This is a genomic window from Mucilaginibacter pankratovii (genome assembly GCF_014773265.1).
GTDB classification, from domain to species: domain Bacteria; phylum Bacteroidota; class Bacteroidia; order Sphingobacteriales; family Sphingobacteriaceae; genus Mucilaginibacter; species Mucilaginibacter pankratovii.
The window spans coordinates 275,542-300,596 of record NZ_JACWMY010000004.1; the positions used below are offsets into that span (position 1 = coordinate 275,542).

The window sequence follows — 25,055 nt, forward strand, 5'->3', positions numbered from 1 at the left end:
TGGCATGAGATTAGCAAATTCAAACGACATTCCTGCTTTACAGCAACTAATAGCCCTCTCGGTGCGGGGCCTAAGTAAAGGCTATTATACCGACGCGCAGATAGAAAGCGCCATTAAATATATTTTTGGTGTGGATACTCAATTGGTAAAAGACGGTACTTATTATCTTACCGAAAAAGATGGCGTAATTACCGGCTGTGGCGGCTGGAGCAAACGCAATACCCTCTACGGTGGCGATCAGCATAAGGCTGTGGAAGACCCTTTGCTTGACCCCTCTAAAGATGCTGCACGGATAAGGGCCTTCTTCGTGCACCCCGGTTACGCCCGGCAGGGGATAGGCCGTAAATTGATAAATACCTGCGAGGACGCCGCACAAGCCAACGGTTTTAGCACGATGGAATTAGGTGCAACCCTGCCTGGTGTGCCGCTTTACGAGGCATTGGGTTATACGGCTGTTGAGCGGATCGACGCTCCCTTGCCCGATGGCGAGGTGTTGGGGATTGTGAGGATGAGGAAAGAGCTTTCGGTAAAATGGTAAGCAATACACCTTCATTGCCGTTGACTTAAGTCAACGGCAATGAAGGTGTTGTAGGCTGTGGAATTTCTTTATTCCCCACCCATCCCCACCGGTACCGAATGCAGGGCCACCCTGTTTCCCTCGCTATCTATAAATACAGCCATGAAGCCGTATTCAGGCGATATTTCTGTTTTGGGAACTACAATTTTACCGCCGGCGGCTTCTATCTTGTCTAATGTAATTTGTACATCGGGGTTAGCATTTAGGTAAACTACCGGGCCGCTTTCGGCGGATGGTTTATAAAAATCGCCGCTTTTGCAAATGGCGCCGCCTACGTTTTCCATGGGGTTTTCGATAGGGAACATCCGCATCTCGAAACCCGGCATCTCCATCGGGATCATCTCGATATCAAAAATAGCTTCATAAAACTTTTGGGCACGGCTGATATCCTCTGCGGGGATCTCAAACCAGCTAACGGCGTTTTTAAATATCATAATACGGGTTGGTTTTGTTGAAATAAATTTAAGGGTTTATTGTTAAATAATCCTACAGGAAAACAGGAAGATTTGTTAAGTTTCTAAAAAGCTTTGTCAGCCTTAGCTTGTCGAAGGCCTCGCGGTAAATGCTTCTACAGGCTCAGCTTGACATCATCAAAAACTCACCCCGATTCTCAGCGCACTATTTACCTTACCGCCCTGGTTAAAGGCCATGCCATACATCACCCGGATACCCGTGTTGGTTTGCAGCCCGAAGCCCAGTTCGGTATAATGCTTTAAGGTTGGGGTGTACAGGTAATTCACATCGAAGATCTCCTGCAGTTTCAGCTTGCGGATCAGCGGGATCTTATTGGTGATAAAGCCCGAGAAATTGTGCTCCAGGTGGCCTTCCAGGTATTTATCACCGGTGCTGTAGCGGTAATAATCCAAGAGCATAAAATGGTTGATGCCCGAATCGTAAAACAATACCTGGTTACCCGAGAAATGCTTGTAATCGGTATAAAACAAACTGTTGGCGTTGAAGAATTTGCCCGCGCCTATATAAAAGCTCGTTTTGCCGTAAAACCCAAGCGGGATATCCGATTTGGAGATATCTGCCGAAAGCAGGGTGTAATCCACATCCGAACCCAGTACATCCTTAATTCCTTTAGTTACATTAAAACTAATGGTAGGGTACTTGGATGGCAGGTAACGACGGTCGTTTGGATAGGTCTCGTACTTATTGCTGAAATCGTATGAGGTGCGCAGGCTCAGTTTAAACGATTGGTTTTGCGGGAACAGCGGCGCATCAACAGTTGGGTTCAACGGGTTGTTAGAGGTAAACTCATTCCCTTTCGGATGGAAGAGGCTGTAGCTTGCGGTATTAGGCAGCCAGTTCCTGTCCGCCCATTCCATGGTGCCACTTGCCAGCCAGCCGCCGCTTACACGGGTAGACAGGCTAACCGATGCAAACTTCTTTTGATACAGTTTTTCGAAGTTCTTCCGGTTCAGCAAACTGTAGGCTGTGTTCATAAAGCGGGTGATGGGCTGGCGATTGTTCATGTCCACCACATCCGAACCGCCCGCAATGTTGAGGCTGAATGGACCCGCGGGAAGCGTAACGCCGCCACTTCCGTAGAAAAGCTTGTTACCAAAACCGTACCCCGCTTTACCGTAAACCGAGAAGTATTTATTATTTATGCTGTCTATCTGTTTGGTGAACGAGCCGCCATAATCCAGCGCGAAACCCTGCACGGTGTTATAAAATACGGAACCTAAAACGGAGTTGAAATTATAATACTCATGGTCGTAGCGGTTGCGATGGCTGTAGCCACTTATGAGCAGCTTATCAAAGCTTACTTTGTTATTCTCCTTGTCGAGGGAATCGAGGTAGGGTTTAGATTCGCGCTTGGCGGCCAAAATCGCTTTTTTGCTGTAATCGGTTTTTTCTTCGATGGTTAGCGGGATAGGGCGTTGTTGCTCCCAAAAGGCCGAATCTTTTTTATTTACGCCTTTGGTGATGCGCAATACTTCGGCGAATTGCTTCTTATCCAGGATGGGGTTAATGTCGTAATCCTTGTAGATAGATATAAAATACCCGCCGATCCGGAAGCCAAACAAGCCGCCCGTAAACTCGAATTTAATGGAAGCCGGCATCCAAACGTTGCCGGTTACCGGCACAAATTCCTGGTTCACCTTCAGCGTATCTACAAAATTGATGTTCGATTTTTTAGTGATGGAGAGGCCGAGGCTTTGCAGGCGCCAGCTATCCTCCAATATATAAATGTACCCGCTAAAACATGGGTCGTGCTCGCGGCGGGGGGTAACTTTTATTTTGTTGATCGTTTCGCCATTCTCTATCGAAATACCCATCCATTGGTACCTGTAGTAAAAAAGCGCGTTATCCGCAATGGGCGAAACCAGCGGGCGGTTGCTTAAACCTTCCCAAACCTGGGTGTTCTCGTAAAAATTCACTCTAAGGTCTGATGCCCGGTTAAAGCTGAACGCCCGGTTACTGCCCGATACTTTGGACGAGATGATCTCCTCGTGAATATCATCCGGCCGCATAAAACTCAGTTTGGATTGCGACTCGGACAGGTAAACAATACCCGTACGGTTACTGTCCAGCCCGGCCTCGCGGGTGGCTTTTTGCACATCAAACATTAAAAACTTTTTTGGCGCTGCAAGTAGTTTTTGCAAGCCTTTTATGTACACTTCGGCGGTGTAGGAATTTACGGCATTCAAATAACCCTTGCGCTTTTTAATAGCCTTGCGGATGATGGCGTAGGCCGGGTCCTCGCTACCTGCACGTACCGTAACTTCCTTTATCTGGTAATCCTCGTTCCTTAAAACAACGCTGATGCTTTGGCTGCTTTTCAACTCTATTTTACGGCTTTCCTGCCGGTAACCAATGGCTTTAAACTGCAATTCGTAAGTGCCGGCTTTAAGGTTGATGCTGTATTCGCCCTCGCTGTTTGCCGATGTGCCTTTGGTAGTACTTTTAATATACACAGTTGCAAAGGGAATGGGCTTGCCATTTTCGGCGGTTATTTTACCGCTAATGGTTACATCCTGAGCTGATAATTTAAGCGAGAATAGCAATAGAAATGCGAGGAGTAGGGGTGACTTCATTCGGTAGGATAAGTTTGTACTAAGATGGATGTTATATGCCAAAGATTTTAGACGCCGGATGTTAATTATTGTTAAAGCAAAAGGCATATTTAAGTTTACCTTAAATATGCCTTTTGGAAGCTGGCGGTGTCCCCACCGCCAGCGGGGAACAATATTATATCCGTGGTGCCGGTGTCCTCACCGGAACCTTCCATTTTTATTTCAATATCCCCTCTATCTTCTCCAGTTCATCCGTAGAAAAATCAACATTATCCAATGCCTTCAGCGAATCTGCCAGTTGCTCTGGCTTGCTGGCACCGATGAGTACAGAAGTAACACGGTTATCTTTCAGCAGCCAGGCCAATGCCATTTGAGCGAGGGTTTGGCCGCGTTGCACAGCCAGGTCGTTTAATGATCTTATTTTACCGATAACTTCATCGGTTACCTGGTCGGTTTGTAAAAAGCCGGTTGATTTTGCCGCGCGCGAATCCTGGGGGATGCCGTGCAGGTATTTATTGGTAAGCAGGCCTTGCGCTAATGGCGAGAACGGGATACAGCCTACGCCATCTTTTTCCAGCACATCCAGTAAGCCCGCTTCCGCGTCGCGTACAAACATGGAGTATTTAGGCTGATGGATGAGGCATGGCGTGCCTAATTGTTTCAAAATAGCTATCGCCTTATCGGCTTCTTCGGCGTTGTAGTTGGAGATACCGGCGTACAGTGCCTTCCCCTGGCGAACGATTAGGTCCAGTGCCATCATGGTTTCTTCCAGCGGGGTGTCAGGATCCGGGCGGTGGTGGTAAAATATATCTACATAATCCAGACCCATGCGCTTCAGGCTTTGGTCGAGACTGCTTACTAAGTACTTTTTAGAGCCCCATTCGCCGTAAGGGCCTTCCCACATATGATAACCTGCCTTGGTAGAGATGATCATCTCATCGCGGTAGCCTTCAAAATCTTCTTTTAATATCTTGCCAAAATTAGTTTCAGCCGAGCCGGGGGGCGGTCCGTAGTTGTTAGCCAGATCGAAATGGGTGATGCCGCTGTCAAAAGCAAGGTGCAGGATCTTGCGGAAATTCTCCATCACATCCACATGCCCGAAGTTGTGCCAAAGGCCAAGGGAGATGGCGGGTAATTTTATGCCGCTTTTACCGCAGCGGCGGTATTGCATTTTATCGTAACGTTTTGTTGAAGGTTGGTAGGCCATATTGTTTGGTTTATGGCGATAAAAATAGGGTTTTAATTTTTTGTCTGAACCCGAATTAAACGAATTAATGGATTTACAGAATTTAAAACAGGCAGCCGCAAGTGATTAATTCTGCCAATTCTAAAAATTCCTTAAATTCGAGTTCAGACCAGCCGCCATGCAAATCTTCGCCGAAACAGATCGATTGATACTTAGAGAAATACTTCCTACGGATGCCCAGGGTATGTTTGAGTTGGACAGCGACCCCGATGTACACCGCTATTTGGGCAATAAGCCTATCGAAACTTTAGAGGAGGCGCAGCAGGGCATCGCTTTTATCCGTCAGCAATATCTCGACTATGGCATTGGCCGCTGGGCCGTTATCGAAAAAGCAACCAGTGAATTTACCGGCTGGGCCGGACTAAAATTCATGACGGAAACACGTAACCGGCATACTAATTTTTACGATGTGGGTTATCGCTTTATCAAACGTTACTGGGGCAAAGGCTACGCTACCGAAGCCGCCATTGCATCTGTTAATTATGGGTTTGATGTATTGAAACTGGATGAATTATTCGGCATGGCCGATGTGGATAATATTGGCTCAAACAAGGCCCTGCAAAAAGCAGGGTTGAAATACGTGGAAGATTTTGAGCACGCCGGCATCAGGCATAGCTGGTACCATCTGAACCGTTGATTTTATTGATTAAAGGATTTGGCTGATGTCCGAATAAAGGGGTTTTGATAATAGTCAAAATATAGGCGCTATGGCATCGCCACAATGTTATTCAGCACCATTTGCTCTTTGGCCCAGTCTCTCAACAGGGTTAAAAATGGCAACAGATGATGCCCGTTTTCGGTTAGGGTATATTCTACTTTCGGCGGTACTTCTACATAAACTTTCCGGCTGATGAGCCCGTCTTCTTCCAATTCGCGCAGGGTCTGGGTAAGCATTTTTGGGGTAATGCCGGTAACCGTGCGGCGCAGTTCGCCATAACGCAGAGTGCCGCCCCGTAGCCTCCACAAAATACGCCCCTTGTATTTACCGCCAATACGCTGAAAAGCATAATCGATGCCGCATTTGGGTGGCTTGTTTTTGCTTTTTTTTTCCATCTCGAAAATTTATTTACCTGGAATACAGATAGGTAACTTTTTGGTGCGCAGGCTATTTTTTGTACCTACTTGATGCCGCCTGGATACAAATATAACTTTGGTATATGAAAGCTACACTAATTTTAGCGTTTTTGCTGAGCAGCTGCACAGCATTCGCACAAAAAAAGGAAACGAAAGGCGTCAACATAAACTTAACCGGGACTTACAGACTGAAAATAGTGGATAATATTTTGGCCGATAGCAGCCGGGTACACCTCTATGGCGATAACCCCAAGGGTATTTTAATGTTTGATGCTGCAGGCAACTACGCCATGGAAATTTATAGTAGTGATGGTCGCCCCGCGTTTGCTGCAAACGACAAAGGCAAAGGGACCGATGAAGAATACCGTGCCGCCGTGCGCGGCAGCAATGCGCATTTTGGTAAATACAGTATCGACAAGGCAACGCAATCCATCGTTTATGATATTATAGCCGCCACCTATCCCAACTGGGAAAACACGCAGCGCAAAAGCCGGTTTAAATTCGACGGGAAGATATTGAGTTATATTGTGGCAGTACCAACTACCGGCAACGCAGTAAGGGGAGAGGTGGTTTGGGAGAGGATGTAAGGTGCCCGTCCCATACATAGAACGGCAATGAAGGTGGATTGCGCAAGATCGCTACGGTGATTTTTGGGTTTCCCACCTTCATTGCCGTCGTTTTTAACCGACGGAATACAGAGCTTACTCTGGGCTTACTTCCGCCACCACAAACGTACTGCCACCAACAAACACTAAATCATTTGCCTGCGCGGCAGACTGCGCGGCTCGCACCGCATCTTTAACCGAGACGAATGCTTCGCCATGAAGACCAAGGCTTTCCGCTTTTTGCTTTAAGCTTTCGGCGTCCAGCCCACGCGGGATATCGGGTCTGCAGAAGTAGTAGATGGCGTTTTTAGGCAGCATGGCCAGCACTTTGGTAATATCTTTATCGTTCACCATCCCTATTACAAAATGGAGCTGTTTGTATGGTACCGAGGAAATGTTCTTTAATACTTCTTCAATGCCCTCGGGGTTGTGGCCGGTATCACAGATAGTCAGTGGAGTGGTGTTAAGTACTTCCCAGCGACCGTGCAGCCCGGTTAGTTTTTTTACGTTTTGCAGTGCTGTAGCAAGGTGTTCATCGGTGATGTTGAAACCCTGTTCGCGCAGCTCATCTACTGCAGAGAGTACGGTTTTTAGATTTTTTAACTGGTAGCTGCCGGGCAGATCCAGCAGGAATTTAAACACCGGCTCCTCCGAGAATGCAAAAGTGGGGAGCACTTGTCTTTGGATCTCTACAGATAACAAATTCAAATCACTGCTTTGCGATAATATTTCCCAATTTTCAGAAGCAAATTCTATCGGGCTTCTCGCCTTTTTAGCCTTGTTCAAAAATATTTCTGATACCTCGGGCTGATGCTCGCCTATTACAACGGGTATGCCCGGCTTGATGATGCCTGCTTTTTCTCCGGCTATTAGTTCCAGGGTATCGCCCAGCATATTCATGTGGTCCCAACCGATGTTGGTGATCACCGAGAGGAGCGGGGTGATGATATTGGTAGAATCGAGCCTGCCTCCAAGCCCTACTTCTACCACAGCTATATCAACCTGTTCCTTTGCAAATACATCAAAAGCCAGCGCAACCGTCATCTCAAAAAACGAGGGTTCAATTTCTTCAAAATCGGCTTGATGATGGGCTACAAAATCAACCACCGTTTGCTCACTTATCATTTCGCCATTGATGCGGATACGCTCTCTAAAATCTTTTAAATGAGGCGAAGTATATAGCCCGGTTTTGTATCCTGCTGTTTGTAAAATGGACGCCAGCATGTGCGATGTGGAGCCTTTGCCGTTGGTGCCGCCAACATGGATGCTTTTAAACTTATGCTGCGGGTTATCCAGCTTTTCGCAAAGGGCAAGGGTATTAGTCAAGTCCTTTTTAAAAGCAGATGCACCCACACGCGTAAACATGGGCAGTTGGGTGTACAGGTAATCGAGGGTTTGTTGGTAGTTCATGGTTGATGGTTCATAGGTCATGGCCGAACCACGTCCTATTGCAGCAAAGGTAGCATCGGGAAATGATAATGAAAACCTGAAAGGGATATTTCAGGGAAATTGCCTTTAAAACAGAACCGCTAACAATACGGGTTTTTACGCTTGTTCGCGTTCGCGATGTAGTGCGAACAGCCCGAACAAGCCCGAACATTGTGATTTTAAATAAATCATCACGGAATAAGCCTGTAAAAATGCTAAGAGCGATTTCCCCGGGTATTTTGCCAGAACCATCAATTATGATCCATGAACTAAAACTTAGTTCAGCTTAAACACAAACGTCATCGTTCCCCGCTGGCTATCAGGAGCTGTATCTGATGAATTGAATTGCGAGTTTAGCAGGGCATCCTCACATTTTTGCAGCAGGTCTGCATCGGTAATGGTGGTGCCCCGTGCACCTGCACGTGCGGTTACTACGCGGCCGTTTTTGTCTACTGTAATATCAACCACTACTTTGCCGGCATGGCGTTTATCGTCGCTTACGCTTGGGCGGCTCACAAAACTACGCTGCGTAAGATTTAGGCTACCACCGTTTCCACTGCCTGTACCATTATAATTGTTGGTTAACGTTGTACCCGTGGTTTTGCCCTGGTTGCCCGGCGTGCTGCCTGTACCGTCGCCTTCGCCGCTGCCGTTGTTGGTCTTACCTTTATACAGTGCATTTTGGTTCACTTTTGGGGCTTCTACAGGTTTTTTAACGGGCTGTGTGGCAACCGTTTTGCTCGGTGCTTTAGAGTTGGCGGCTACTTCGGGCGCATCTTCGTTATTTTGGGTAACAACGTTTTTATCGCTGCTCTCTTCTACCGGTTTCTCCTCAGTGGGTGGGGTTTCGGTTACCTTATCGGGTTTCGACTGGTTGGCATTTTCGGCAACGGAAGGCTCTTCAATGCTCATATAATCGCTGCCCGTACCTTCGTCTACCGTACCATAGTTCACCAAAATACCACCAGTACCCTCTTCATCTTTAGGCGGGGTTTGGAAAACGATAAAATAGCACAGGGCAATTACCACAGCAAGTATTACACCTGTTGCAGCAAACGCTTTCGGATAATTATTTTGTTCCCTGTAGTCCATTCTTTTGAGATGTAAGGTAAAAGGTTAAGGGTAAAAGGTTTTTAAAACTGAACAGAAAGGCAGCTACCTTTAACCTTTCAGCTTTTACCTTTCACCTTCCTCTCTATCCCTTAGGTTCTGTTGCCAGTACCAGTTTTATATTTAATTTTTGTGCTATATCCATCACCTGTACCACATCCTGTATGGCTACGGTACGGTCTACATATAATACTATCGTCAATTCGCTTGCCAGTTTTTTGTAGTTGCCTATCACGGTGGGCAGGTCGGCAACGGGCACCTCTTTTTTATCAACGGTGTACTTCAGATCCTTATCTATCGAAACATTGATGGTTTTTTTAGATACCGACTGCCCGCTTGATGATTTTGGCAGCATCAGCTTGATGACGTTTGGGTTGGTAACCGTAGATGCTATCAAAAAGAACAAAAGCAGGAAGAACATGATGTCATTCATGGCCGAGGTATGTACCTCCGCAGTTGCACCGCGTTTTCTCTTTCTTAAATTCATTTGCTCGGCTCCTCTAACAGGTCAATAAACTCAATTGCGTCGGTCTCCAGCTTTAATATCACCTTATCAACCATCATATTTAAAATATGGTAGCATACGTAAGCAATGATCCCCACAAACAAACCGGCTGCCGATGTTACCATTTTAACATATAAACCGCCGGATATTACACCCATACTGATATTATCCGTTTTGGAGATATCGTAAAAGATCTTGATAACCCCGGCAATGGTACCCAGGAAGCCAAACATGGGCGCAATACCGGCCACAATGCCAATGATGCCGATATTCTTCTCCAGTTTTGATACTTCCAGCTTGCCAATATTTTCGATAGCGCCTTCAATATCTTTTATGGGGCGGCCAATACGTAAGAGCCCTTTTTGCAGCATGCGGCCAAGCGGCGAGTTGCTGTTTTTACAAATAGCAATGGCCGACTCTAAATTGCCCGACATGATGCTGGCCCGAACCTGGATCATCAGGTGCGATTCGTCTTTTGAGGCTTTGCGGATAGTGAAAAAGCGTTCGAAAAATATCACGAGGCCCAATACCGCCAATATCCCGATGGGGATCATCACCCAGCCACCTTTTATAAGCAGATCGCCAAAGCGTAGTTCTTCATCAGGGATCTGCGCCAATTGCTGGCCTGCCTGTTTTGCTGTATCTATCAGCTTAGTTGCTGTATCTGTAACCTGGGCGAATAATAAAGTCATTTGTTGTTGTTTCTGGATTTATTTAAAGATTCCGTCTTTTTTGCAGTTTTATTTTTTTACCGTTTTAGCATCCTTCTCTTTCGGCTTGATGGGCTGTACATAGGAATCGGCGGCAATTTTTTTTGCGGCTATCAGGTGTTGCTTTAGTTTTTCTGCCGGCTCCGGGGTTATAAACGTGCCTACAGAAACTTTAATACGCCTGCCCGGCATCTCCGGAACGATCTTGGCATCTATGCCAATTGTTTTAAAATTCCTGATGGCGTTGCCCGCCTCTGTAAGATCTTTAAACGCACCGGCTATCACCTCATAACGCGGTACAGCCGTGGTATCTTTTACGGCGGCTAAAGTATTTTTCACCGAATCCGGCTTTACGTTACGCACTATGTGCACAGAATCGGTATCGGCCTTTGTTTTACCGGTATCAATAGTTTCCAAAATTACCGGGGCCTTTTCGGGCGCCTTTTCTTTCGATCCGAAGGAGAATTTGAAAGTTTCCGGGTCGTACTTTTTCACCATGAATACAGCAACCGCGGTAGCGATAAGGGTAAGTAAAATAAACACCCAAGTGGTTTTACGGCGCTTTTTGCGGCTAAGCTCTATCAGGTATTCTTCTTGTCCCCCGTCTGCCTGATACTGCTCCTCAGGGATGTAGGGCTGCGGATTGTACTGCGGTTCTGCTATATCGGGGCTGTGAGATGGCTCGGCGGGCTGGTGTTGGTCAATAACGGGTTGCTTTCCTTTTTTGTGCAGCTTAATGGTTGGATAACCAAAAAACTCCGGATCGGTGCTGGTAACTGCGTTGGGCTTAAATATAAGCTGTAAGTTGTACATGGTGAACCAGCCGAGGTCGGCAAGTGCTGTTTCGCCTATTGCAGCCTGCTGTTTTAGGGTTAGTACAAATTTTTCGGTAAAGTACTTTGACGATGCTACCGAGATCTTTTTCTTTTCGGCAATATGTATGGCCAGGGTATCGTCGTCTAAAACCTGCGGGTCGAACTGTACGCTATAACCCGGCGGGTAAAACTTGCCCTCCCTGTCGTTATAAAAGCCGTTTACACGGCTATTTGCGAAATATCCGAGTCCCGGCACATTTACCTCGCCGTGCTGCCCAAGCAATTCGCTTATATAGTAGCCTACATCCATTCGCTAAAAGTACGGATAATTATAAAACATCAAAAAGCTTAAAAAGCATAACCCACTCCGCCAAACACATTAAGCCCGTAATTTGGGTAATAAAGCCAGGTTTGGTTGCTGGTGCTTAGTATATTATTTACCTGTACAAATACCGAGATCTTTTTGTTTACCTTATAAGTGGCCCCGCCGCTCAGATCGGCAAAAGATGCTATGTTTGAACTTGCTGGCGTAGATGACACCCCACCGGATGTTAATGGCTTATCCTGGGTTGCTCCACGGAACATCAGAGAGCCATTGATGTCAACCGTATTGCTGATGTGGATAACCGTACCCGCGGTTAACTTAAAGGTGGGCAGGTTCCATGGCTCAGCTTCGGTGGCCAGTTTATAATCTTTAATTTCTACACGGCCAAACAGGTCGAAATCTTCGGCTGCTTTAAAATTAAGTTCGCCGTTAAAGCCGCTGATGCGCGCCTTGCCGCCATCGTATATCACGCCGAATTTGTTGCCTGTATTAGCAAAATCGTTTACAAACAGCGGCAGGTTTTTTACGCTGTTGCGGAAAATGGCAGCTTTAAAGCTCAGCCCGGGTGCCAGTGTTCCTTTCAGACCAACGGTGATATCCAACTGGTCTACCGAGTTCACCAGGTTAATGTTTTCGCCAAGGAAGGGGTTTATATCAGTATATTCCAATATCGAGGCACGGTTTACATCGCCCTTTGCCTCGGCAAATAAACGCACATATTTAGGCACTACCTGGTACTCCAGTTTAGCAGCCGGGAAGATGAAGAACCTGTCGGAAAAGCCAAACTCCTTGGCGATGTTGATACCCGCATCTATCTTATAGTTTTCGCCCTGGAACTTGATGTAAGGGTTTGCGCGTACAATGCTATTGCTTACCGAGTATAAGGCATCTTTTTGTGTGTTAAGATCTAAGGAGGCCGCTACCCCTGCATAAAACTGTTTAACCGTTTGGTTAACAAAGCCCGATAGTACCAGGTTATTTTCCTTTGCGCTGTATGCGTTACTGAATAGATAACCCTTTAGTTTTAAAGCGTAGGTGAAATCATTCTCAACATCTTTATAGTTTTTTGCCAATTCAGCTTCGGCACCAATGGTATTAAAGGTTTGTTTCTGCGGATCGAAAACGTAGGCCGCCGGGGCAACGCCCGAGGTATTATCACCATAAAAATAAGTTCCGCGGCGTTTGTAACTGATACGGCCTGTCAGTGTATTATCGGCCATAATACTTTTGCCGAAAACACCCACCTCATCCCTTATCTCATTTTGTTTGTACTGGTTGCCAGCTTGCGCAAAATGTTTTAAAAAGCCGCCAACCTGTAGGGCTTCGTCGCGCCCGTTGGCAAAATAGCCTTCGGCGTAGGTGGTTTTTAGACTACCTGCACCCACTTTTACGTAGTTATTGATCAGTACCGAATCTTGCTCGGCGGGGCGTTTCATGGCTTCCAGTTCGCCGATGTTGTTATCCTGCTGCAGCTTTTTATCAATAGGCGCGTAAGCCAAAGGCGCTTTAAAAGGCGATGCTTCCTCCAGGTTTGGGTTGCGGCGTATTTTTACCGCCTCGGCCAATACCGGTTTGTAGGCGGTGGTAACAACTATCTCTTCTGTAAGGCCTGCACCGGGTGTATTGGCAGGATTGTTTTGTCCGCCTTTTTTGGTGGTATCTGCCGCAACGGTAGATGCTGCATCGCCCAGGTTTTTGGCCGATGATTTTTGTACAACAGGCGCTGCCTTAGCGGGTTTCTTTTTAGGCGCCGGTTTTTGAACAGTTTTGGCTGCCGGTTTCTTTGCCGCCGGTTTCTTTGTTTGTGCACTTGCCGGGACAAAGAAAAAACTCATTAACAAGGCGAGCAGTATGTAGGTGTATCTTGTGTTCATTGCTTGTTCCTCTTTTATTCTTTGGTACCTTGTTTAGTTGTATCTGTTGCCGCAGGTTTATCAGCAGCAGGTTTTAGCGCGCCGGCCTTTTGGGGCGACATTTGCGCCAGCTTTTGTTTGGCCGTAGGCAAAATGTCGTCATCGCCTTTATAATTCTCGATAATACTTTGCAGGGTTGCTTTCGCCTGGAAGGCATCTTTTAATCCCACGTAATTATCTGCCAGCAGGATGTAGGTTTTGGCCACCCAGTAGTCATAGTTAGGCATTTCCTTCACCAGGTCGAAACATGTTTTTTGGGATGCCTTGTACTTGCCGCGCAGGTATTCGATGTTGGCCAGGTTGTATTTGGCTTCGGCGGCGGCTACGGTTTTGGTGTTTTTTAGTGTGTAATTAAACTCGGTAATGGCCGATGCGGTATCTGCTTTTGCCAGGTAAGCTTTCCCTGCGTATGTGCCGGTTTTAAATATATCCTCCTGTGCCGATTTTTCGTTATCACGGATCAGGTTGGCATATTTCAGGATATCATCGGGCATGTTTATCTGCGAATAGCAAAACAGCAGGTTGTTAATGGCGTAAGAGTAATCGGCCTTGTACTCCGAGTTGGTTTCCAGCCTTTTCAAAAACACGATGGCATCGTTGTATTTCTTTTGAGCCATGTAAAGTTTAGCCATGCTAATGAGCGCTTTTTCGCTGTAGGCGCTGGTCCAGTCGTTCAGGATCACGTTGTAATCCACAACAGCCTCGTCGGTTTTACCCAAATTTACCAAACTTTGCGCACGGATAAACCTGGTTTCTTTCTCAAAGATCTGCTTGGTTGGGAATTTGTCAAAGTAGGCGCCAACGGCGTTTACGGTTCCCTGCCAGTCGCCGCGCAAGTAAAGGTTATTGGCGGCTGCGTACATAATGTTCTCCTGATCGGCGGTAGAGTAATTGCCTATAGCGGTAGTACCGGCGTAGTTGATGAACGTTTGCGCATCACCTTTATCGGTATAAATTTTCTCTACCTGTTTTAGCGCCGTTTTTGCTTCATCGCTTGAGGAGTAATCGGCAACTACTTGTTTAAAGGAGTTAACCGCCTCGTCGTCGCGGCCGGCGTTGTAATCTATCAGGCCGATGGTTGTTAAGGCACGCGGTACGTAGCTGCTGCGCGGATACTTTTGTATCATGGCCTGCAGATCAGTTTTGGCGCGGTCGCCATCGTTCTTTAAAAAGTAGGTATAAGCTATCTCGAAGGATGCATCATCCGCATAATCTGAATTTGGGAAACGGGATAATACATCGTTTAGCGTGCTTATTTTGGTATCCAGGTTGCCTTGCAAGCCTTGTATAATACCCCGCTGAAAAAGAGCGTAATCCTGGTCCTGGCTTTGCCTTGCAATGATGCGATTGTAGGCTTCCATGGCATTATCGTAGCTTTTCAATACAAAATAACTGTCGCCCAGGCGGCTTACGGCGTCGTTCTCGCTGTTTTTATCTTTAATATCACCTTTCAGGAATTTTTCGAAGTAGGTAGCGGCCGTGCGGTATTGCTCGCCACCGAAGGCCGCGTATGCAAGCGCGTAGTTGGCAAAGTTAGCCACATCGGTTTCCTTTGATTCCGGCATAGCCAAAAATCGTTGGAAATTATCCACCGATTCGCCGTACTTGCGTACCTCGTACATGGCCTCGGCCATCCAGTAATAAGTAAGCGCCTGTATTTTGGTATCGATAGGGTTTTTAAGCGAACGCAGGAATATGCCGATGGCGTTTTCAAAAGCGCGCTCGTTATAAAATTCCAGTCCGCGGTAATAAGTTACTTTTTGATAGGCTTCCTGCGCACTGGCCGATTTATTAGGGATCGGCTCTAAGATCTCCACAGCCTCTTTGTAATTGTGCGAGTTTAATAGTTCTTCGCCCAACAGTGTTTTCACCTCGTCGTTGCGGCTGCTGCGCGGATAATTTTTTAAATAGGCACGGGTTGCTATCAGCGCCTCGTTGTTAAAATCAAGCTCGTAGGAGAGTTTGGCGTACTGGTAAAGCGCATCTTCCTGCAGCTGTTTGTCAAAATCGAGCTTTGAGGCAACACGGAAGGCGTTGCGGGCGCTCTGTTTATTGTTCATTTTCAGGAACACATCTCCCAAAGTGTAGCTGCCGCTTTGGCTGTAATTATCGTTTTGGGCCACCAACTTCTCCAGTTCGCTGGATGCTTTGCCGTAGTTGCCTACCTTATAAAAGGCGTAGCCTATCTGGTAGCTATCCTGTGTGTTTTGGGTTTTCCCCTGATCCTGGTCCTGGAAACGGCTGTAGTAGCTTACGGAGTTATCAAAATCGCCTTTGGCAAAGTACGATGCACCCACAATGCGCAGCATTTCGGTTTCGTTTTGCTGTTTGGTTGTTTTTAGGATGGGGATGGCATAGGCCAGTACATCGTTGTAGCGTTTATCTAAAAAGTAAACAGCTGTGATGTAGTACGGATAGCTGCTTTCGTATTTTTTGGAGTTTTTTAACCGCTCGAAGTTTACCAGCGCGATGCTGTAGTCCTTTTTTAAGTAGGCGATGTACGCAAAGTAGTAAACGGCATCATCTGTAAACGCCGACTTTTTATTCTTCACCTCGCCAAAAAGCGACTGCGCGTTCTTGTAATCGTTCAGCATAAAATAGGCGTAGCCCTTGCGAAACTTGTACTCAGTATTTTGTGAACCTGTAAGCTCGCCCGCCTGCACCTTGTTGAACCAAACCAGGGCTTCCTCAAATTTCCCCTGTTTAAAGTACGCCCGGCCCACCTGGAAGAAAGCCAGCTTGGTAAGCGAGTTTTCGGGGTGTTCTTTTATAAAGCGCAAAAACATGCTTTCAGCATCATCGTTGCCCAGTTCCAGCGCGCAGAAGGCTTCGTAATACTGGGCGTTTTCTTTCAGCAGGGATAGTTCCGATTCGAATTTTGATTGCGGCGCGGGTTTAAGGCGGCTCTCTTCTACCAACCGGTATTGCTCTGCGGCGGAGGCGTATTTCCCTTTATCCAGCAGGTCGGCAGCGGTGTTGTAAACCTGGTTAATATGGAAGGAAGGATTTTGCTGCGCCTGCGTGGTTAGGGCAAAAAATACGGGTGCAACGAGGATTATATACTTAGTTTTGATCATAAAGCGCATACTAATGATGGTGCTAAAATAGCTAAACGCAAAAATGCAATCCACAATAGTAATTAACAAATGTGAATAAGCACTTTTTTTAAACGAAGGCAAAAACGCGGTGGTATGCCTGTGGAAAATTAAAAGTAGGGAGAATGTTTGTGGATAACCGAAGGATGTGGGGAACTTGGAGAAGGTGTTTAAAAGTAATTACGCCGTTTAAGAATTATCGCGCTGTAAGCCAATTGGTAGCATAAAATATTGCCAAATTTGTAACGTTTTGTTTTACAGAATGCGCAAATTAATCTCATCCCGTTTTAATTTTTTTTTATTGGTGATAATGGCAGCTGCCTTTATCCCGGTATTAGCTGCTTTTAAAATAAACACCGCAGCTGATGCCTTCATCGAGCTGCAAAACCAGCGTCTTAACTTTATCCCCAAAGAGTTTTATATTGCCCGCATAGATGACGAACGCGCCGATAGAACGTTAATTGGCAAAATACTCCCGATGAAAAGCAACGCCGGTAAACCGGATGAAACGCTTAAAGTTGACTTTAAAGGCGGTGCAGCCGCAGCCGTTAAGGGCTTTATAGATAACAGTTTTACTGCCGATAAAACCCTGCGGCCCATCATCATAAAAATAACCACGTTTAGTGTTGTAGAAAGCCCTGCGGCGAATACGCGGGCCGATGGGCGTATAGGCCTGACAATAACCTTTGGTTTTGAGCGCGATGAAGAATTTATAAAACTTGGCGACTACAGTACCGCAAGTACTTACCAGCGCAACACCGGCCCCCCACAGCAGGTTGAACCGTTATTAAGAAACGCCATAGTAAATACGGTAACTTACCTTAATAACTGGATGAATAAGCAGGCCGATACCAATATTAAGCTTGCGAAAGGTGTTAGGATAAACTTTACCGATCATCAGGAAAGCCCCGAAGGCGATACTATTTATTACGACATTAACCGCCCGTTACGGTGGGATGATTTTCAGCTGAAACCACAAAACAGTAAATATGGCGCTGAAGTTTTCGCAAGTTTAGGGTATAATGAAAGCATCAGTGTATCCCAAGGCATCATCAATCTTAAGCTGGATATTAAAGTGTACTTGCCAAAAAGCGCGTGTTGGGCTCGGTATGAGGCCATGACCAACAGTAGCCTTGTACATGAGCAGCACCATTTTGATATTGTAAAAATAGTTGGCGAACATTTTAAGAAGCAAATATTAGCCGAAAAGCTAAAGCCTGGTAACTACGACGGGCCAATTAATATGGCTTATTTTGATGCCTTAAGGGAAATAAACGCTCTGCAAAAACAATACGATACCGAAACAGGGCATAGTACCAATACCTACCAGCAGCAATTGTGGAATGCGCGCATTGAGAAGGAATTACAGGAGTTAGGCATAAAACCTTCTCCTGGTCAGGCGGCGGGCCTTAACTGATTTTTTATTTTAGCAAGCAGGTTGTTGATATCAAACGGTTTGGCTATGAAATCGTTTGGCGCGCCATCCTGGTTCATGGCGTTGGAGATGTTATGGCTCGCCGAGATCAGGATCACCGGGATATCATGTGTAGATTCTTGTTTTTTTACTTCTTTACAAAGTTCCCGCCCATCCATATTGCCCAACATAATATCAAGCAGTATCAAATCTGGTGCATTTTCACGAATTGTGTCCAGTAAATAGTGCCCGTCTGATAAGGTCTCCACCTCGTAGCCCGAGTCTTCCAATATGAATTGAAGCACTTCCAGTATATCTATATCATCATCTACAGCTAAAATCCGCCCCATGCTCATGTCATTATAAGTTAAGTATCTGCAAAAATGCGCCGAAACGCATAGTGTTCTGAGGCGTTACCACAATACTTATACCAAAATGTTATTCGTTCTTATTAGTGTCCTTTTTTACAATATAATATGCCTTTTTACAGTTGGCACAGAAATATTTTTTATAAGGAATAAAGGCCAGTAAGTTTTTTACAAACCAGCTGCGGTGTAGTTTATGATGAAAATGCTTGCCACATTTAGGGCATTTAGAACTTAGGGGCTTAGTTGTTTTCTCCAAGGTATCGGCTATAATTGTTTACTAAAATGTAATATTAGTAATTTATAACAACCCAACAAGCCTTTTGTTGTAAAAAATGAACTACAAAGGTTATTTTATTTAACTATCGATTAATCAGTACGTATTGCGTACGATTGCATTTATAGCATTTAAAATTGCGAATGGGTAGCCAGAAAAGAAAAGTTTTTACAAACCAACTGCGGTGAGCACGGCTGTCTAAAACAGATTTGCATTTGGAGCATACTGCCGTCGCTTTTTTGCGGGTGGTTACGTTATCTGGTGCGGACAAAATCATTAGTAATACAATTAGGGTTGTATACTTAAATATGTAACAAATATATAATATTTATATACCGGCGCAAATATGTTATGAGGAAATATATGCTACTTGATTTATATGCAAAAAAGGAGGCCCATGTTGTACACAAGCCTCCTTTTGCATTGTGGATATATTATTTAATATCCAAATATTGTTTTAAGATCGGGTTTTGAAAGTACGCCGTATTTTTTGAGGTCTTCGTCGCTTACCCGTTTTTCGGATGCTACAATACAATAGGTGTAGGGTTTATCCTTCAACTCGGCATCATGAAAGGCTTTCACATCTGCCAGCCCTAATTTGTTAATAGCTGTGAATGTATTTTTACGAAGATCGTAATCCAGCCCCCGCTGTTTCGCATCCAAATAATTAAACAAAATATCATCCTGGGTAACGCGTTCGGTCTCTATGGATTTGCGAACGTTATCCCTGGCCGCAAGCAAACCTTTTTCAGATTCGGGCATGCTGTTCAGCAATTCGTTCATTGCTTTTATAGCCTCGTTCATCTTATCGGCCTGGGTACCCACATAAGCTACAAAACTATCGCTTTCGCCTTTTTTAGCGGCCTGGTTGTAATAGGCGTAGGTGGAGTACGCCAGCGCTTTAGATTCGCGGATGTTTTGGAAAATAATAGAGCTGATACCAGAGCCAAAATAGTTATTCAATAGTTCAACAGCCGGTGTTTTGGCGACATCGTATGGCTCTTCGTTGCGTACCCAGTTGATCTCTGCCTGCACCATATCGTAGTTGGCAAATAATACCTGGTTTTCGCCCGGTTTTACACGGGTGAATTTTTTAGCCGCCGGGTAAGGTAAAAAGCTTGCCGGGGTTTTATGCAGTTTGGCCAAAGTTGCGCCGGCCTGTACCGCCGTTTGCGGGCCGTAGTACAGGATGGTGTGTTTATAATTTACCAGACTATGTAAAATATCAACAAGGTCCTGCGCTTTAATGTTCTCTATTTCTTCATCGGTAAGTACATTATTAAAAGGATTGTTAATGCCGTATTGCGCATAGTTAACCAGCCCCTGCATAATAGCGCCCTTGTTTAATTTTTGATTCTCGCGCACTTTTTTTAACCGGGCTTTGTAGCTGGCCAGCGCTTTTTCATCGGGCTGGCAATTGGCCAGCAGGTTTTCTAATAAGGTTACCGTGGCACCAAAGTTTTCCTGCAGGCCGCCAATATTTACGTTGGTGTTTTCGGGGCTGGCGCTAATACTGTAGGTAGATGCCAGTTTATAAAAAGCCTTGCTGATATCTTCGGCACTCATTTTATCGGTACCTAAAAACTGCAGGTAAGCCGCTGCAACCGGTAAAAGCTTATTGTTCCAGCTGCCCATATCAAAACGGTAATACAGGCGGAAAATGGCGTTATCTTTATTCTGAACCGAGAGCACATCAACCTTACCCGCTTTTGCCCGCTGGATATCTTTAGCGTAATCTAAAAACAAAGGCTGTATGGGGTTATCGGGCATGGCGTTTATTTTTTTAACGTATGCCGATTGTTCGCCCGCGTTTACCTCAACAGGTGTTATTGGTGGTTTTTCAACCTTCAGGATATTTTTATCCTCGCCCTGGTGCTTGTAAACAATTACGTAATTATTGGCCGTTAAATACTTGTTGGCAAAAGCCGTAACCTGGGCAATATCTACTTTTGCCAATTCGTTTATGCTGGCCAGGTCTACCCGCCAATCCACGCCCGATGTAAAATCGCTCATGAGGTTGCCGGCGCGATTGCCATAGTTTTCGTTTTGCTGTATGATGCTCTTTTTTAAATTGTTTACAATAGAGGGGATCAGGTCGGCAGCAAATTCGCCTTTTTTCAGCTTGTCAATTTCTGCCAGCATCAGGGCCTTTACATCATCAAGCGACTGCCCTTTTACCGGGTTGCCGCGCAGCATCAATACGCTGTAATCTTTAAGTACATAAGGTGAGGCCGACGCACTAAGGAGTTTTTGTTTTTTGGTGAGGTCGAGGTCGAATAAACCGGCTTTACCGTTGGTTAATATCGAGCCTATTAGGCTAAGCATACGGGCATCCTTGGTATTTGCACCCGGGAAACGGAAAGCAATGGTTAAGCTTTCGGGAGTAGGGCCGTAAACATCCCGTTGGATAGGGCTGGTGATTGGTGCCTCGGGCGCAAAGGTATAGGCAGGGATAGCCTTTGGCACCATGTAGTTGAAATGGGCGGCTACCTTTTTTATCATCACATCGGGGTTAAAATCGCCCGAGAGGATGATCCCCATATTATTGGGTACGTAGTAATCGTAGTAATATTTGCGGATAGCTTTCAGCGATGGGTTTTTAAGGTGCTCGATGGTGCCGATAGTGGTTTGTTTACCATAGTTATTATTGGGGAACAAAGCCTCGAACATGGCTTCCTGGGCTTTGCGGCCATCATTATCCAGCCCACGGTTCTTTTCTTCATACACGGCTTCCAGCTCGGTATGGAAGATCCGCAGCACGGGTGCGCGGAAACGTTCGGCCTGCATAGTTAAAAATTTATCAACTGCCGAACCGGGGATATCCTCGGTATATACCGTTTGTTCAAAAGAGGTAAAGGCATTGCTGCCCTGCCCGCCCATGGCGGCCATCATTTTATCGTACTCGTTAGCAATGCTGAACTTTGCCGCCTCGCCGGATGTTTTATCTATCTCCTTGTAAATTTCTTTACGTTTTGCTTCGTCTTTGGTAGAGTTGTATTGCTCGTACAGGTCGTCTATCTTATCCAGCAGGGGTTTCTCCTTCGCCCAGTTAAGCGATCCAAATTTATCGGTACCCTTAAACATCATATGCTCCAGGTAATGGGCAAGGCCGGTATGATCGGCGGGGTCGGTTTTACTGCCGGCCTTTACAGCAATGTAAGCCTGTATGCGTGGCTGTTTGTTTGTTGGGCTAAGTATTACCGTTAAGCCGTTCCTGAGGGTGTAAAACCGGGCCTGGGTAGGGTCGTTGGTTACATATTTATACGTGTAGCCGCCTGTGGTAGCGGTTTTCCAAACGTATGGGGTTTGGGCAGATACTTTGGCCGTGTACGAGCCAAGCAGTAAAAGGATAAGGGATAGTTTTATTTTCATGTTAGTTTGTAAAGGCTTAAATATACTAAAAAGCAAGTATTCCATCTGGTGAAACTAAAAAGATAGTTTTTAAGGTGATGATTTAAACACAAAGGCCACAAGGATTTGCAGGACATATAGACACAAAGAGCACCAAGGTTAAGCTTTATTAAATTTAATAAAGCTCAAACTGTGAAGGCTTTGTGTTTCTTTGTGGTTTAATAATAAATATTATCCCATAAAAAATCCCGCCCAAAAAAATTGAGCGGGATCTCTTGAAACTTGTTATGCTTTTAAGCCCACAGGTTGGCCGGATAAGTTCCGTTCTCCACCAGGTCTGATATACTTTTTTGTACGATAGGTTTGTCTTCTTTGTAAGTAACACCAAACCATTTTGCATCGGTAGGGATAACTTTAAAAGATGCTTCGCCGCTTTTTATTAAACCATCGGCTACAAGCGGGATGAAAAACTCGGCTTTAGGGTTGGTTTTGTTTGCTTCTACGAAGGCTTTAAACATTGGCTCGCTTTGTTTGAAAACAGCCGGTGTAAAACCCCAGAAATTCATAGATACGCGGGTATTTGGATCTAACGGATATTCTTTATCATCTTCTTCGTAAGCTACAGAACCATCATCTTTAAAATATACTTTAAGGCGCTCGTTTATGGCAACCATTTTACCATCCTCAACCTGGCAAACACCGCGCGATACCGAACCATGATCTGACAAGGTACGATCTACCTGGTAACCTATAATAGAATAGGTGTCATCGGCCACTTCGCTTGTTAAAAAATCAGCCATTTTTTTGAAGGCATCAAAACCGTAAAAATCATCAGCGTTTATTACGCAAAATGGTTCGTTTACCTGGTTGCGGGCAGCTAAAACCGCATGGGCAGTTCCCCATGGTTTTGCGCGCTCTACTTCATAATCAATGCCAAACTGGGTAAGATCGTAGTTTTGGAAAACGTAATCAGTTTCTACCTTACCGGCCAATTTAGGCTCAAAAATAGCTTTGAAACTATCTAAAAATTCTTCGCGTATGATGAATGATATCTTGCCAAAACCGGCGTTAATAGCATCGTAGATAGAATAGTCGATAATGGTTTCGCCGTTGGGGCCAAACCCGTCAACTTGTTTCATGCTTCCATAGCGGCTGGCCATACCTGCAGCCAAGATCAATAAGGTAGGTTTCATATTTTTTTTGATAGATTTTTATAGTATTACTTAAATTATTGCCAATAATAATGATTTTTTGGATTATTATTAATAATTACCTAAAATATCTGAAATCCTGCCCGGATTTGATATTTAGTAACGATTCATAGATGAGGCGGATCACATTATCCACGTCTTCTTTGTGGATCATCTCTACCGTAGTGTGCATATAGCGCAGGGGTAAAGAGATCAATGCCGATGGTACGCCGTCGTTAGAATAAGCGAAGGCGTCGGTATCTGTTCCGGTGCTGCGCGAGGATGCCTGGCGCTGGAATGGGATATTTGCTTTCTGTGCCGATTCTATCAGTAATTTGTTGAGGTTATTTTGTACCGCCGGGGCGTATGATATTACCGGGCCTTTGCCGCAGCTCAGGTCGCCCTGGGTAATTTTGTTGATCATTGGCGTACCGGTATCATGGGTAACATCGGTAACAATGGCCACGTTTGGTTTAATGCGATGTGCTATCATTTCGGCACCGCGCAAGCCAATTTCTTCCTGTACGGCGTTTACAATGTATAAGCCGAATGGCAGGGTTACGTTGTTTTCTTTTAGTAAACGGGCAACCTCGGCTATCATGAAACCGCCGGCACGGTTATCCAGCGCGCGGCCAACATAATAACGGTTGTTAAGCACCATAAACTCATCTTCGTAGGTTATTACACAGCCTACGTGGATGCCCAGTTTTTCAACCTCCTCTTTGCTGGTACAGCCGCAATCCAAAAAAATGTTTTTGAGGGTAGGGGCCTCTTCCTTTTCGCCGCCGAGGCGGGTGTGGATGGCCGGCCAGCCGAAAACCGCTTTTACAATGCCGTTATCGGTATGGATGTCTACGCGTTTTGAAGGCGCTATCTGGTGATCTGACCCGCCATTGCGGATCACGTAGATCAAACCATCGCTGGTGATGTAGTTTACAAACCACGATATTTCATCGGCGTGGGCCTCAATTACTACTTTGTATTCGGCAGTGGGGTTTATCACACCTACGGCAGTGCCGTAATTGTCTACAAAATGATCGTCGATGTATGGCTTAAGATATTCCAGCCACAATTGCTGCCCTTTCCACTCGAAGCCGGTAGGAGACGCATTATTGATATATTTCTCGAAGAATGCAAGGGAATTTTCGGTAACTACGGCAGGTTTCTGCTCTACTTCAGTTTTCTTTTTAGCCATTGATATAAGTATGAGGCCCTTGGATGGCCATTCGCAAATATAGTAAAGCGGTTGACATTGCCGCAATACCCTTTACACGGTATATTAAATAATGTTTGTTTGTTAACATAGTTTTAACACTATAAGCTCAACTTCGCGCCGTTAATAAATAAGATCAGTTAATTGACAGGTCGGTTGCGCGAGGCAAGCCGACCTGTTGCTTTTTAGCCCGAGGGGATATCTTTTTGCATGATAATGTAATCGAACCCATTTTTATGAAACACTTCGCCAACGGCGCTAAAACCAAACTTGTTGTAAAAACCAATGGCCGATAACCGCGCGTTGCACCAAAGCAGGCCGCCATTTTCTTTTACTACAAACGCCGTTATATAATCAAGTAGCTGCGTGCCCACGCGCTGCCCCTGCAAAGCATCGGTTACCGCAAACTTACGGAACTGCCAATCGCGCCCGCGCTGAAACAGGGATACAACGGCCACCAGAGCGTTATCCTGAAAAGCACCAAAATGATAACCGTGGTTATCTTCTTCCATAGCCATATGGGCCAGTTGCTCGTTGGGGTATAGCACTTCGTGCCGCAAGCGCCAGGTAAGTTCGGGGCGAATTTGTTCGATAGATAGCATTTTTTAAGGCGAAAGGTAAAAGGGTAAAGGTAAAAGGTTTTTTTGAGGCGGGAGGTCTCGAATATCCGAAAGTTTCTTATGCCCCCTTTACCGCAGGTAGAGAGGGCCGACCAGCGCAGCGTCGTCGGGGTGAGTTAAATAGCCAGTTGGTTAGGCCCGCTCGGCGAGTTGACTCACCCGGTCTTTGCTTCGCTCGACCACCCTCTCTGCTTCG

At 45.5% G+C, this 25,055-nt stretch carries 20 protein-coding genes; 4 read left to right on the forward strand and 16 right to left on the reverse strand.

Annotated features, from left to right (window positions below):
* Nucleotides 1–4: 4 nt before the first annotated feature.
* The gene (locus tag IDJ77_RS09725) at nucleotides 5–538 is read left to right on the forward strand and encodes a GNAT family N-acetyltransferase (RefSeq protein ID WP_191188746.1); all 534 of its coding nucleotides are present in this window, start codon (nucleotides 5–7) and stop codon (nucleotides 536–538) included.
* Nucleotides 539–606: 68 nt separating this feature from the next.
* On the opposite strand, the gene IDJ77_RS09730 is transcribed toward IDJ77_RS09725, so the two are convergent.
* The 3 genes from IDJ77_RS09730 to mgrA all read right to left on the reverse strand — a co-directional run bounded on the left by IDJ77_RS09730 (nucleotide 607) and on the right by mgrA (nucleotide 4,810).
* Nucleotides 607–1,011, reverse strand: a complete 405-nt coding sequence (locus IDJ77_RS09730) for a VOC family protein (protein WP_191188747.1) — start codon at nucleotides 1,009–1,011, stop codon at nucleotides 607–609.
* A gap of 156 nt (nucleotides 1,012–1,167) precedes the next feature.
* A complete protein-coding gene (locus IDJ77_RS09735; protein WP_191188748.1) occupies nucleotides 1,168–3,624 on the reverse strand; it encodes a DUF5686 and carboxypeptidase regulatory-like domain-containing protein in 2,457 nt (818 codons plus the stop codon).
* A gap of 196 nt (nucleotides 3,625–3,820) precedes the next feature.
* Nucleotides 3,821–4,810, reverse strand: a complete 990-nt coding sequence (gene mgrA / locus IDJ77_RS09740; RefSeq protein ID WP_191188749.1) for an L-glyceraldehyde 3-phosphate reductase — start codon at nucleotides 4,808–4,810, stop codon at nucleotides 3,821–3,823.
* Nucleotides 4,811–4,967: 157 nt separating this feature from the next.
* On the opposite strand from mgrA, the gene IDJ77_RS09745 reads away from it, so the two are divergent.
* Nucleotides 4,968–5,486: a GNAT family N-acetyltransferase gene (locus IDJ77_RS09745; protein ID WP_191188750.1), complete on the forward strand. Its 519-nt coding sequence runs from the start codon at nucleotides 4,968–4,970 to the stop codon at nucleotides 5,484–5,486.
* 68 nt (nucleotides 5,487–5,554) lie between these two features.
* Here the strand turns inward: IDJ77_RS09745 and IDJ77_RS09750 are convergent, their stop codons facing one another.
* Nucleotides 5,555–5,902 carry a winged helix-turn-helix transcriptional regulator gene (locus IDJ77_RS09750; RefSeq protein WP_191188751.1) on the reverse strand — a complete coding sequence of 116 codons (348 nt, stop codon included), beginning with the start codon at nucleotides 5,900–5,902 and terminating at the stop codon, nucleotides 5,555–5,557.
* A gap of 104 nt (nucleotides 5,903–6,006) precedes the next feature.
* Between IDJ77_RS09750 and IDJ77_RS09755 the strand changes: the two genes are divergently transcribed.
* Nucleotides 6,007–6,510 (forward strand): lipocalin-like domain-containing protein, encoded by a 504-nt coding sequence (locus IDJ77_RS09755; RefSeq protein WP_191188752.1) that lies wholly within the window; start codon nucleotides 6,007–6,009, stop codon nucleotides 6,508–6,510.
* Nucleotides 6,511–6,624: 114 nt separating this feature from the next.
* On the opposite strand, the gene IDJ77_RS09760 is transcribed toward IDJ77_RS09755, so the two are convergent.
* The 7 genes from IDJ77_RS09760 to IDJ77_RS09790 all read right to left on the reverse strand — a co-directional run bounded on the left by IDJ77_RS09760 (nucleotide 6,625) and on the right by IDJ77_RS09790 (nucleotide 16,465).
* Nucleotides 6,625–7,938: a bifunctional folylpolyglutamate synthase/dihydrofolate synthase gene (locus tag IDJ77_RS09760; protein WP_191188753.1), complete on the reverse strand. Its 1,314-nt coding sequence runs from the start codon at nucleotides 7,936–7,938 to the stop codon at nucleotides 6,625–6,627.
* Between the two features lie 294 nt (nucleotides 7,939–8,232).
* A complete protein-coding gene (locus IDJ77_RS09765) occupies nucleotides 8,233–9,048 on the reverse strand; it encodes an energy transducer TonB family protein (RefSeq protein WP_191188754.1) in 816 nt (271 codons plus the stop codon).
* Between the two features lie 103 nt (nucleotides 9,049–9,151).
* A complete protein-coding gene (locus tag IDJ77_RS09770; protein ID WP_191188755.1) occupies nucleotides 9,152–9,553 on the reverse strand; it encodes an ExbD/TolR family protein in 402 nt (133 codons plus the stop codon).
* The gene (locus IDJ77_RS09775) at nucleotides 9,550–10,263 is read right to left on the reverse strand and encodes a MotA/TolQ/ExbB proton channel family protein (protein ID WP_128531728.1); all 714 of its coding nucleotides are present in this window, start codon (nucleotides 10,261–10,263) and stop codon (nucleotides 9,550–9,552) included. The genes IDJ77_RS09770 and IDJ77_RS09775 overlap by 4 nt, the downstream gene beginning before the upstream one ends.
* 48 nt (nucleotides 10,264–10,311) lie before the next feature.
* A complete protein-coding gene (locus IDJ77_RS09780; protein ID WP_191188756.1) occupies nucleotides 10,312–11,406 on the reverse strand; it encodes an HU domain-containing protein in 1,095 nt (364 codons plus the stop codon).
* Nucleotides 11,407–11,444: 38 nt separating this feature from the next.
* The gene (locus IDJ77_RS09785) at nucleotides 11,445–13,295 is read right to left on the reverse strand and encodes a hypothetical protein (RefSeq protein ID WP_191188757.1); all 1,851 of its coding nucleotides are present in this window, start codon (nucleotides 13,293–13,295) and stop codon (nucleotides 11,445–11,447) included.
* A 14-nt stretch (nucleotides 13,296–13,309) separates the two neighbouring features.
* A complete protein-coding gene (locus IDJ77_RS09790) occupies nucleotides 13,310–16,465 on the reverse strand; it encodes a tetratricopeptide repeat protein (RefSeq protein ID WP_317174324.1) in 3,156 nt (1,051 codons plus the stop codon).
* Between the two features lie 226 nt (nucleotides 16,466–16,691).
* On the opposite strand from IDJ77_RS09790, the gene IDJ77_RS09795 reads away from it, so the two are divergent.
* The gene (locus IDJ77_RS09795) at nucleotides 16,692–17,846 is read left to right on the forward strand and encodes a DUF922 domain-containing protein (RefSeq protein ID WP_191188758.1); all 1,155 of its coding nucleotides are present in this window, start codon (nucleotides 16,692–16,694) and stop codon (nucleotides 17,844–17,846) included.
* Here IDJ77_RS09795 and IDJ77_RS09800 read toward each other — a convergent pair.
* The 5 genes from IDJ77_RS09800 to IDJ77_RS09820 all read right to left on the reverse strand — a co-directional run bounded on the left by IDJ77_RS09800 (nucleotide 17,825) and on the right by IDJ77_RS09820 (nucleotide 24,841).
* Nucleotides 17,825–18,199 carry a response regulator gene (locus IDJ77_RS09800; protein ID WP_191188759.1) on the reverse strand — a complete coding sequence of 125 codons (375 nt, stop codon included), beginning with the start codon at nucleotides 18,197–18,199 and terminating at the stop codon, nucleotides 17,825–17,827. The two genes, IDJ77_RS09795 and IDJ77_RS09800, sit on opposite strands and share 22 nt — an antisense overlap.
* A 724-nt stretch (nucleotides 18,200–18,923) precedes the next feature.
* Nucleotides 18,924–21,857, reverse strand: a complete 2,934-nt coding sequence (locus IDJ77_RS09805) for a M16 family metallopeptidase (protein ID WP_191188760.1) — start codon at nucleotides 21,855–21,857, stop codon at nucleotides 18,924–18,926.
* Between the two features lie 272 nt (nucleotides 21,858–22,129).
* The gene (locus tag IDJ77_RS09810; protein ID WP_191188761.1) at nucleotides 22,130–23,029 is read right to left on the reverse strand and encodes a nucleotidyltransferase family protein; all 900 of its coding nucleotides are present in this window, start codon (nucleotides 23,027–23,029) and stop codon (nucleotides 22,130–22,132) included.
* Nucleotides 23,030–23,105: 76 nt separating this feature from the next.
* Nucleotides 23,106–24,221 carry a M42 family metallopeptidase gene (locus tag IDJ77_RS09815; RefSeq protein ID WP_191188762.1) on the reverse strand — a complete coding sequence of 372 codons (1,116 nt, stop codon included), beginning with the start codon at nucleotides 24,219–24,221 and terminating at the stop codon, nucleotides 23,106–23,108.
* Between the two features lie 203 nt (nucleotides 24,222–24,424).
* Nucleotides 24,425–24,841: a GNAT family N-acetyltransferase gene (locus IDJ77_RS09820; protein WP_191188763.1), complete on the reverse strand. Its 417-nt coding sequence runs from the start codon at nucleotides 24,839–24,841 to the stop codon at nucleotides 24,425–24,427.
* Between the last annotated feature and the right edge of the window lie 214 nt (nucleotides 24,842–25,055).

Excerpts from the sequence above, each read along its gene's own strand:
- IDJ77_RS09760 (WP_191188753.1), bottom strand. The coding sequence starts at position 7,938 with ATGAACTACCAACAAACCCTCGATTACCTGTACACCCAACTGCCCATG.
- IDJ77_RS09735 (WP_191188748.1), bottom strand. The coding sequence starts at position 3,624 with ATGAAGTCACCCCTACTCCTCGCATTTCTATTGCTATTCTCGCTTAAA.
- mgrA (WP_191188749.1), bottom strand. The coding sequence starts at position 4,810 with ATGGCCTACCAACCTTCAACAAAACGTTACGATAAAATGCAATACCGC.
- IDJ77_RS09755 (WP_191188752.1), top strand. The coding sequence starts at position 6,007 with ATGAAAGCTACACTAATTTTAGCGTTTTTGCTGAGCAGCTGCACAGCA.
- IDJ77_RS09795 (WP_191188758.1), top strand. The coding sequence starts at position 16,692 with ATGCGCAAATTAATCTCATCCCGTTTTAATTTTTTTTTATTGGTGATA.
- IDJ77_RS09810 (WP_191188761.1), bottom strand. The coding sequence starts at position 23,029 with ATGAAACCTACCTTATTGATCTTGGCTGCAGGTATGGCCAGCCGCTAT.
- IDJ77_RS09785 (WP_191188757.1), bottom strand. The coding sequence starts at position 13,295 with ATGAACACAAGATACACCTACATACTGCTCGCCTTGTTAATGAGTTTT.
- IDJ77_RS09780 (WP_191188756.1), bottom strand. The coding sequence starts at position 11,406 with ATGGATGTAGGCTACTATATAAGCGAATTGCTTGGGCAGCACGGCGAG.
- IDJ77_RS09770 (WP_191188755.1), bottom strand. The coding sequence starts at position 9,553 with ATGAATTTAAGAAAGAGAAAACGCGGTGCAACTGCGGAGGTACATACC.
- IDJ77_RS09820 (WP_191188763.1), bottom strand. The coding sequence starts at position 24,841 with ATGCTATCTATCGAACAAATTCGCCCCGAACTTACCTGGCGCTTGCGG.
- IDJ77_RS09800 (WP_191188759.1), bottom strand. The coding sequence starts at position 18,199 with ATGAGCATGGGGCGGATTTTAGCTGTAGATGATGATATAGATATACTG.
- IDJ77_RS09775 (WP_128531728.1), bottom strand. The coding sequence starts at position 10,263 with ATGACTTTATTATTCGCCCAGGTTACAGATACAGCAACTAAGCTGATA.
- IDJ77_RS09805 (WP_191188760.1), bottom strand. The coding sequence starts at position 21,857 with ATGAAAATAAAACTATCCCTTATCCTTTTACTGCTTGGCTCGTACACG.
- IDJ77_RS09730 (WP_191188747.1), bottom strand. The coding sequence starts at position 1,011 with ATGATATTTAAAAACGCCGTTAGCTGGTTTGAGATCCCCGCAGAGGAT.
- IDJ77_RS09745 (WP_191188750.1), top strand. The coding sequence starts at position 4,968 with ATGCAAATCTTCGCCGAAACAGATCGATTGATACTTAGAGAAATACTT.
- IDJ77_RS09815 (WP_191188762.1), bottom strand. The coding sequence starts at position 24,221 with ATGGCTAAAAAGAAAACTGAAGTAGAGCAGAAACCTGCCGTAGTTACC.
- IDJ77_RS09750 (WP_191188751.1), bottom strand. The coding sequence starts at position 5,902 with ATGGAAAAAAAAAGCAAAAACAAGCCACCCAAATGCGGCATCGATTAT.
- IDJ77_RS09765 (WP_191188754.1), bottom strand. The coding sequence starts at position 9,048 with ATGGACTACAGGGAACAAAATAATTATCCGAAAGCGTTTGCTGCAACA.
- IDJ77_RS09725 (WP_191188746.1), top strand. The coding sequence starts at position 5 with ATGAGATTAGCAAATTCAAACGACATTCCTGCTTTACAGCAACTAATA.